8 protein-coding genes are annotated in these 7479 nt (G+C 55.3%); 5 read left to right on the top strand and 3 right to left on the bottom strand.

Annotated elements, in window-relative coordinates:
- From hupB to HP459_RS19790, 4 genes are all read left to right on the top strand, one after another.
- The coding region (hupB, locus tag HP459_RS19805; protein WP_131646602.1) for a nucleoid-associated protein HU-beta at nucleotides 1-270 on the top strand (270 nt) is incomplete at its 5' end.
- A 212-nt stretch (nucleotides 271-482) separates the two neighbouring features.
- Nucleotides 483-2354, top strand: coding sequence for a peptidylprolyl isomerase (gene ppiD / locus HP459_RS19800; protein WP_023299452.1), 1872 nt, complete (start codon nucleotides 483-485; stop codon nucleotides 2352-2354).
- Between the two features lie 148 nt (nucleotides 2355-2502).
- Nucleotides 2503-2883: a helix-hairpin-helix domain-containing protein gene (locus HP459_RS19795; protein WP_038415510.1), complete on the top strand. Its 381-nt coding sequence runs from the start codon at nucleotides 2503-2505 to the stop codon at nucleotides 2881-2883.
- Nucleotides 2884-2980: 97 nt separating this feature from the next.
- The gene (locus HP459_RS19790) at nucleotides 2981-3379 is read left to right on the top strand and encodes a YbgC/FadM family acyl-CoA thioesterase (RefSeq protein ID WP_017694410.1); all 399 of its coding nucleotides are present in this window, start codon (nucleotides 2981-2983) and stop codon (nucleotides 3377-3379) included.
- Between the two features lie 62 nt (nucleotides 3380-3441).
- On the opposite strand, the gene queC is transcribed toward HP459_RS19790, so the two are convergent.
- Together queC and HP459_RS19780 are read right to left on the bottom strand one after the other, a co-directional pair.
- A complete protein-coding gene (gene queC, locus HP459_RS19785) occupies nucleotides 3442-4137 on the bottom strand; it encodes a 7-cyano-7-deazaguanine synthase QueC (protein WP_022647250.1) in 696 nt (231 codons plus the stop codon).
- 66 nt (nucleotides 4138-4203) lie between these two features.
- Nucleotides 4204-5904: an SgrR family transcriptional regulator gene (locus tag HP459_RS19780; RefSeq protein ID WP_058646036.1), complete on the bottom strand. Its 1701-nt coding sequence runs from the start codon at nucleotides 5902-5904 to the stop codon at nucleotides 4204-4206.
- Between the two features lie 101 nt (nucleotides 5905-6005).
- Here HP459_RS19780 and cof point away from each other — a divergent pair, with 101 nt between their 5' ends.
- Nucleotides 6006-6824, top strand: a complete 819-nt coding sequence (gene cof, locus HP459_RS19775) for an HMP-PP phosphatase (protein WP_023299454.1) — start codon at nucleotides 6006-6008, stop codon at nucleotides 6822-6824.
- A gap of 41 nt (nucleotides 6825-6865) precedes the next feature.
- On the opposite strand, the gene HP459_RS19770 is transcribed toward cof, so the two are convergent.
- Nucleotides 6866-7479 (bottom strand): PLP-dependent cysteine synthase family protein (locus HP459_RS19770; RefSeq protein WP_171936693.1); only part of this gene is annotated, 614 nt, incomplete at its 5' end.

Below are 7479 nucleotides of genomic sequence, written 5' to 3'. Positions count from 1 at the left end.
AATAAATCTCAACTGATTGACAAAATTGCTGCGGGTGCTGATATTTCTAAAGCTGCAGCTGGACGTGCTTTAGATGCTTTAATTGCTTCTGTTACTGAATCTCTGCAAGCTGGGGACGACGTTGCACTGGTAGGCTTCGGTACTTTTGCGGTTAAAGAGCGTGCTGCCCGTACTGGCCGCAACCCGCAGACCGGTAAAGAGATCACCATTGCTGCCGCTAAAGTGCCGGGTTTCCGTGCAGGTAAGGCGCTGAAAGACGCAGTAAATTGATTGCTTTCCCGCTCCAGGGAAGCTGAAAAGTACAAGGGCGCATCGTTTGATGTGCCTTTTTTGTTTGTCCAGACCTGATTTGTGCGAGTTTATGCGAGTTGTGGGCTGACAATTGCCCTGTTTTCTTGTCACAATACGCCTTTACGCGCGACGGTCAGGATTTTCCGTCAGCGTCAGGTAACCAGTCACCTACAGCGGAGTGTTGTTACACCATGATGGACAGCTTACGCACGGCTGCTAACAGTCTCGTGCTCAAGATTATTTTCGGTATCATTATCGTGTCGTTCATATTGACCGGTGTGAGTAGTTACCTCATCGGCGGTGGCGCGAACTACGCCGCAAAAGTGAATGGCCAGGAAATTAGCCGTGGGCAGTTCGAGAACGCTTTTGCTGGTGAACGTAACCGCATGCAGCAACAGCTGGGCGACCAATACTCTGAACTTGCAGCCAACGAAGGCTATATGAAAAACCTGCGTCAGCAGACGCTGAACCGCCTTATCGACGAAGCGCTGCTGGACCAGTACGCGAAAAGCCTCGGTCTGGGCATCAGCGATGAGCAGGTTAAAAAAGCCATCTTCTCGACGCAGGCTTTCCAGTCTAATGGGAAGTTCGACAACGCGCGTTACAACAGCATTGTTAACCAGATGGGGATGACGGCTGACCAGTACGCACAGGCGCTGCGTAACCAGTTGACCACGCAACAGCTGATCAACGCGGTGGTGGGCACCGATTTCATGCTGAAAGGCGAAACTGAAGCGCTGGCAGCACTGGTAGCGCAGCAACGCGTGGTGCGTGAAGCGACGATTGATGTCAATGCACTGGCGGCGAAACAGCAGGTTAGCGACGCTGAAGTTAACGCTTACTACGAGCAAAACAAGAACAACTTCATCTCTCCTGAACAGTTCCGCGTAAGCTATATCAAGCTGGATGCTGCCGCGATGCAGAAAAACGCGACTGACGCCGAGATCCAGTCTTATTACGACCAGCATCAGGATCAGTTCACTCAGCCGCAGCGTAACCGTTACAGCGTGATCCAGACCAAAACGGAAGCAGAAGCAAAAGCCGTGCTGGACGAGCTGAACAAAGGCGCTGATTTCGCGACCGTGGCGAAAGCAAAATCCACCGACATTATTTCTGCCAAAAACGGCGGTGATATGGGCTGGCTGGAAGATTCCACTACCCCGGACGAGCTGAAAAATGCGGGTCTTAAAGAGAAAGGCCAACTGTCTGGTGTAATCAAATCCTCCGTTGGCTTCCTGGTGGCGCGTCTGGACGATGTCGTGGCGGCGAAAACCAAGCCGCTGGCTGACGTTCGTGATGATATCGCTGCGAAAGTGAAGCAGGAGAAAGCGCTGGACGCCTTCTATGCTCTGCAACAGAAAGTGAGCGATGCCGCAAGCAACGACAACGAATCACTGGCGGGCGCTGAGCAGGCTGCTGGCGTGAAAGCGGTTGAGACGGGCTGGTTCAGCCATGAAAATCTGCCGGAAGAACTGAACTTCAAACCGGTTTCAGATGCCATTTTCAATGGTGGTCTGGTAGGTGAGAACGGTACGCCGGGCAGCAACTCAGACATCATTACCGTTGACGGTGACCGTGCGTTCGTACTGCGCGTCAGCGAGCACAAAGCCGAGGCAGTGAAGCCCCTGGCGGAAGTGAAAGATCAGGTGGTGGCGCTGGTCAAACACAACAAAGCGGCACAGCAGGCAAAACTGGATGCAGAGAAAATTCTGGCCGATCTGAAAGCCGGTAAGAACGATGCACTGAAAGCGGCTGGCCTGAACTTTGGCGAAGCCAAAACGCTGAGCCGTACCGGTCAGGATCCTGTCAGCCAGGCGGCGTTTGGTCTGAGCCTGCCGGCGAAAGACAAACCTGTCTTTGGCACCACGACCGATATGCAGGGTAACGTGGTGATTCTGGCGCTGGATGAAGTCAAAGCCGGCACGCTGCCAGACGCGCAGAAGAAGGCCATGGTTCAGGGAATTACCCAGAATAATGCCCAGATTGCTTTCGAAGCGATGATGAGCAACCTGCGTAAAGAAGCCAAAATCAAGCTGGGTGATGTGGTGACCCAGGAGCAATAATTACGTACCTGCTCGCAGATTTTCGTAACGCTCTGCAAAAACTAAAGGCCGCTTTCGCGGCCTTTTCCATTTCTGCAATCTGCTGTTTGTCCCTGTTTTCTCGTACGGCTATCGTGGCGTGGCTGTCAACAAACAAGGAGAAAACAGCATGAAATGTGGAATCAAAGCACTGTTAATTACACTGGCTATTGCCACTTCCGGGATGAGTGCGGGCGCGCTGGCGGCGTCGCCCTCGGCTAAAGCGCAGGCTGCACAGACCAAAACAGACTCAGCTGCGCAGGCTTATACGCAATCAAAAGCGACTGATGCCGGTAAAAGTGCAGAGGATGACGGTACGCGAGTCAGCATCAATTCGGCATCGGCAGAAGAGCTCGCGCGCGTGATGAACGGTGTGGGACTTAAAAAAGCCCAGGCCATTGTTAGCTACCGCGAGGAGTACGGTCCTTTCAAAACCCTTGACGATCTCAAGCAGGTGCCGGGTATGGGCAGCGCGCTGGTTGAGCGCAATCTCGCACACCTGACGCTGTAATCGCGTAATCACTTGCACTGCGGCAAAAATTTGCCAGGATAAAGAGGTCATACCAGTTATGACCTCTGAACCTATAACAACGAAAGGCTATTGCGCTATGCAGACACAAATCAAAGTCCGTGGTTATCACCTCGATGTTTACCAGCACGTCAATAACGCCCGCTACCTTGAATTTCTTGAAGAGGCGCGCTGGGATGGCCTGGAGAACAGCGAAAGCTTCCAGTGGCTGACCGCACACAACATCGCGTTTGTGGTCGTCAACATCAACATTAACTACCGCCGCCCGGCTGTGCTTGGGGATGTGCTCACCGTGACCAGTGAGGTCCAACAACTGAATGGCAAAAGTGGTGTATTGAGCCAGGTCGTCACGCTTGAGCCAGAAGGGCAGGTGGTGGCCGATGCGCTGATCACCTTTGTCTGTATCGATCTCAAAACCCAGAAAGCGTTGCCGCTGGAAGGGGAGTTGCGCGAAAAGCTGGAGCTGATGATCGCGTAAAAAATGTTCAGGGATAACCGTGCTGTCGCCACTTACCGTTCGACAGCACGGTCAGGTCGCCCTTATTTCAGACCGGTCTTTTTCTGCATCGCGGCCATCACGCCCGCTTTATCCGCAAGATAATGATTCAGACCGTTCGCGCGCAGGTTACAGGCGGCACACTGCCCGCAGCCGTCCCCTTTAATGCCGTTGTAGCAGGTCAGGGTCTCGTTGCGAACGATATCCAGCTTGCCCCAGTAGTCGGCCAGCGCCCAGGTTTCGGCTTTATCCAGCCACATCAGCGGCGTTTCGAAGCGGGTCTCTTTTGCCATACCCAGATCGACGGCGTGATTGAGTGCTTTCACGAATTCATCCCGACAGTCCGGGTAGCCAGAGAAGTCGGTCTCACACACGCCCGTGATCACCGCTTCGGCTTTCACCTGGTAGGCATAGATTGCCGTCAGGGTCAGGAAGAGAATATTACGCCCAGGTACGAAGGTATTCGGAATGCCGCTGGCATCCGGTTCGTAATCAGGAACCGGAATGCTGTCGCGGGTGAGGCTGCTGACGGCCAGTTCATTTAACAGCGTCACGTCCAGCACTTTATGAGCGCGGGCGCCCAGTTTGAGGGCCAGTTCACGAGCGACATCGATTTCAGCGCGATGACGCTGACCATAATCAAAAGTGACGCAATGCACTTCATCATACTGGTGAAGTGCCTGAATCAGGCAGGTTGTGGAATCTTGTCCTCCGCTGAACACGACGACGGCACGTTTCATAGATCATCTCGACAGTTACGGTAAAAGCGTCATGTTAACGCCTGGCTAAAGCGGCGACCAGCTTCTTCACGCGTTTGGTGGAGGAAGCCAGGCTTCGGTGAAGTCAAACCAGCCGCGAGTGTTAAGGCGTATGCCGTTGACCCCCGGAGGCGCGCTGATTTGATACTGGTAGTTAAAGAGCGGTGTCAGGACGGCTGTCTCCATTAATCGGCTGAAGATAGCCTGAAGTCCTGCGTGTCGGTCACGTTCGTCGGCCTGCGTCTGCACCGCATCCAGCGTGGCCTGCAAATGGGCGTATGCCGGTGCGCTCAGCAGATGCGGCCAGAGCGCATCGCAGCGGAGCCATTGCTCAAGGGTATACGCTGGCGCTTCGCCAATCAGTCTGTCTCCCATCATGATGTCTGCATCGGCAAGCTGCTGGCAACCGTCCCACGTCTTGGCGTCGTGAAAGATGACGGTCAGTTCACACCCCTGCCGCGCAAGGTATGCTTTTAACTGGCTGGCCATGGTGTGAAGCTCAACCGGCAGGTGGTAGACAAGCGTCAATGCCTCTGGCAGCACAACGTCGGTTAAATCAGTCCACTGGGGGATCGCCCAGCCGGGAAGCAGTTCTTCGGTAGGAGTGATGAGCCCTTCGTTCAGGGGAAGCGTGTGAAGCAGCGTTGAGAGATGAATGATATTAATCAGCCGCTTTGCCTGAAGTTCGCTCAGACGCGGACTTTGTTTCAGCGTGAGGTAGCAGAAGCCCAGACTGGTGCTGTTACTCACCAGCCGCAGGCTGGCCAGCTCGTCGGCCTCGCCAATGGCGATTTGCACCGGGTGGCGACAGCTGGTGCCCAGACTGTAGTCAAAAAGCTGGGGCGTGATCCAGTACTCGATAGCCTTAAGCAACGGATGGCCAAGATGATACTGCTCGTGGCTTTCCAGACGCACCAGTTCAGGCTCAAAAACGCTCAGCCGAAAGGGACCGCTGCCCACCACGGGGTAATCAGGATGCGCCAGACGGCTACAGTAGGTTGCCAGCCTGTGCGCCAGCCAATAGTCAGGTTGATGCAGAATAAACGTCAGGCTTTGCGGATGCGTGGTTTCGATACGTAAGACGCTGCGGAAAAGCGTGTCCATGCCGGGCTGCGATAGCAGCGCCGTCAGGCTTTGCCTGAGCTGTGCCGTCTCTATTTTATCGCCGTTATGCCAGTGCAGGGTGGAGCGTATGTAGAAATGCCAACGCAGGCCGTCAGCAGAGACTTCCCAGTGATGCGCCAGATCGCCCGTGGGTTCACTGCTGTTACCATTAAAACGCGTCAAACCAGAGAATACCTGTCCCGCCAGATGCTGCTCCGCCCGGCCAGGGAGAAACCCCGGCTGAAGCGGCTCCAGCGAACGATAGTAGGGAATACGCAGCGTCGGCGTATCGTTCTGCCATTGCCCGCCCATAAACGGATGCAGCAGCGATCGCAAATCTTCAGGCGCGAGCTGGGCCAGCTCCAGCGCGTTGTGCTGCTGTCCACTTTTCAGGGCCTCTTCCATCATCGTATTACGCAACGAATCCGGGGTGACGTGAAAGCGTAATTCCCCACGCTTTCCTCGTCCGGAGCGGGCGTGCCAGCTTAGCCAGCCCGCCTCCTGCGCCTGGCGCAGCAGGGTGCGTACATGTCGCTCGCTGCAAAAGCAGCGGCTGGCAAGTTCACTGATGGTCACCTGCTGCGTTGCGCCGGCGGAGGGGTGCCACAGACGCTGATACTGGTTAAGACGGTTAAGCTGGCGCATGAAAAACCCGGAACAATAATTATCATCTATTCACTATTACTTCCGTATATCTCACGTAATACTGATGCACAAGTTAACCGCATCACATTTCGGGAGTAATTATGGCTCGGCTCGCTGCATTTGATATGGACGGCACGCTGTTAATGCCGGATCACCGTTTAGGGGAGAAAACCCTGAACACACTTAAGCGCCTGCGCGAGCGTGAAGTCACCCTGACGTTTGCCACTGGTCGTCATGTGCTGGAGATGCGCCATCTGCTGGGAACATTTGCCCTCGATGCGTTCCTGATCACCGGCAACGGGACGCGCATTCACTCCGTCGAGGGCGATGTGCTGCACCGTCAGGATCTGGATCCGGAAGTGGCGGACATCGTCCTGCACAGCACCTGGGATACGCAGGCCAGCGTGCATGTTTTTAACGATGAAGGCTGGTTTACCGGGCGTGAGATCCCGGCCTTGCTGCACGCTCACGTTTACAGTGGCTTTAAATATCAGCTCATCGATTTGCGCCGCATTCCGGCACACAAGGTAACCAAGATCTGCTTCTGCGGCGATCACGACGATCTCTGCCGCCTGCGTATTCAGCTTAACGAGGCGCTGGGCGACCGGGCGCACCTGACCTTCTCGGCGGTGGACTGTCTTGAAGTGCTGCCGGTGGGCTGTAACAAAGGATCTGCGCTGGCGGTGCTGAGCGATCGTCTGGGGCTGACGATGCAGGACTGTATGGCCTTTGGTGACGCCATGAACGACCACGAGATGCTGAGCAGCGTAGGCCGTGGTCTGATTATGGGGAACGCGATGCCGCAACTTATCGCCGCGCTCCCGCATTTACCGGTTATCGGACACTGTCGTAACGAAGCGGTGTCCCATTTTTTGACGCATTGGCTGGACAAAAATAACCTCCCATATTCCCCCGAATAGCGAGATCCTTCCAGCAAGCCAGGCTAAAGCCTGGCTTTTTTTTATTTCACCAGATGCGAAATCTGCGCTTTCCACGGTTCAACATCGCCAATATTGGCCTGTACCCATTCTGCGTTGTAATAGGTGTCCAGGTAGCGTTCCCCGCTGTCGCACAGCAGCGTGACGACAGAGCCGCTAAGGCCTTCTTCACGCATTCTCGCGGCCAGTTGTAGCGCCCCCCACATATTGGTGCCGGTAGAGGCTCCGACCTTACGGCCAAGCTGTGTCTCCAGCCAGTGCGCCGTCGCGACGCTGGCGGCGTCCGGCACGCGGAGCATCTCATCCACAACGTCCGGAATGAACGAGGGTTCGACGCGCGGGCGACCAATTCCTTCGATCTTGCTCCCCACAGGGCTGCGCAGGCTGGCATCGCGAGATTGCCAGTAATCAAGGAACACCGAGTTCTGAGGGTCAACCACCATCAGCTGCGTATCATAACCCTGACAGCGGATATAACGTCCGATGGTGGCGGAGGTTCCGCCCGTGCCCGCGCTCATGACAATGTAAGAGGGGACGGGATGTGGCTCGTGGGTCATCTGGCGGAAAATGCTGTCCGCAATGTTATTATTGCCGCGCCAGTCGGTGGCGCGCTCGGCGAAGGTGAACTGGTCCATAT

Origin of the sequence: Enterobacter sp. CM29, from assembly GCF_013179605.1 — a bacterium.
Taxonomy (GTDB): Bacteria; Pseudomonadota; Gammaproteobacteria; order Enterobacterales; family Enterobacteriaceae; genus Enterobacter; species Enterobacter intestinihominis.
This window is presented reverse-complemented; position numbering and strand designations above follow the sequence as displayed.

Excerpts from the sequence above, each read along its gene's own strand:
- ppiD (WP_023299452.1), top strand. The coding sequence starts at position 483 with ATGATGGACAGCTTACGCACGGCTGCTAACAGTCTCGTGCTCAAGATT.
- HP459_RS19795 (WP_038415510.1), top strand. The coding sequence starts at position 2,503 with ATGAAATGTGGAATCAAAGCACTGTTAATTACACTGGCTATTGCCACT.
- HP459_RS19790 (WP_017694410.1), top strand. The coding sequence starts at position 2,981 with ATGCAGACACAAATCAAAGTCCGTGGTTATCACCTCGATGTTTACCAG.
- queC (WP_022647250.1), bottom strand. The coding sequence starts at position 4,137 with ATGAAACGTGCCGTCGTCGTGTTCAGCGGAGGACAAGATTCCACAACC.
- HP459_RS19780 (WP_058646036.1), bottom strand. The coding sequence starts at position 5,904 with ATGCGCCAGCTTAACCGTCTTAACCAGTATCAGCGTCTGTGGCACCCC.
- cof (WP_023299454.1), top strand. The coding sequence starts at position 6,006 with ATGGCTCGGCTCGCTGCATTTGATATGGACGGCACGCTGTTAATGCCG.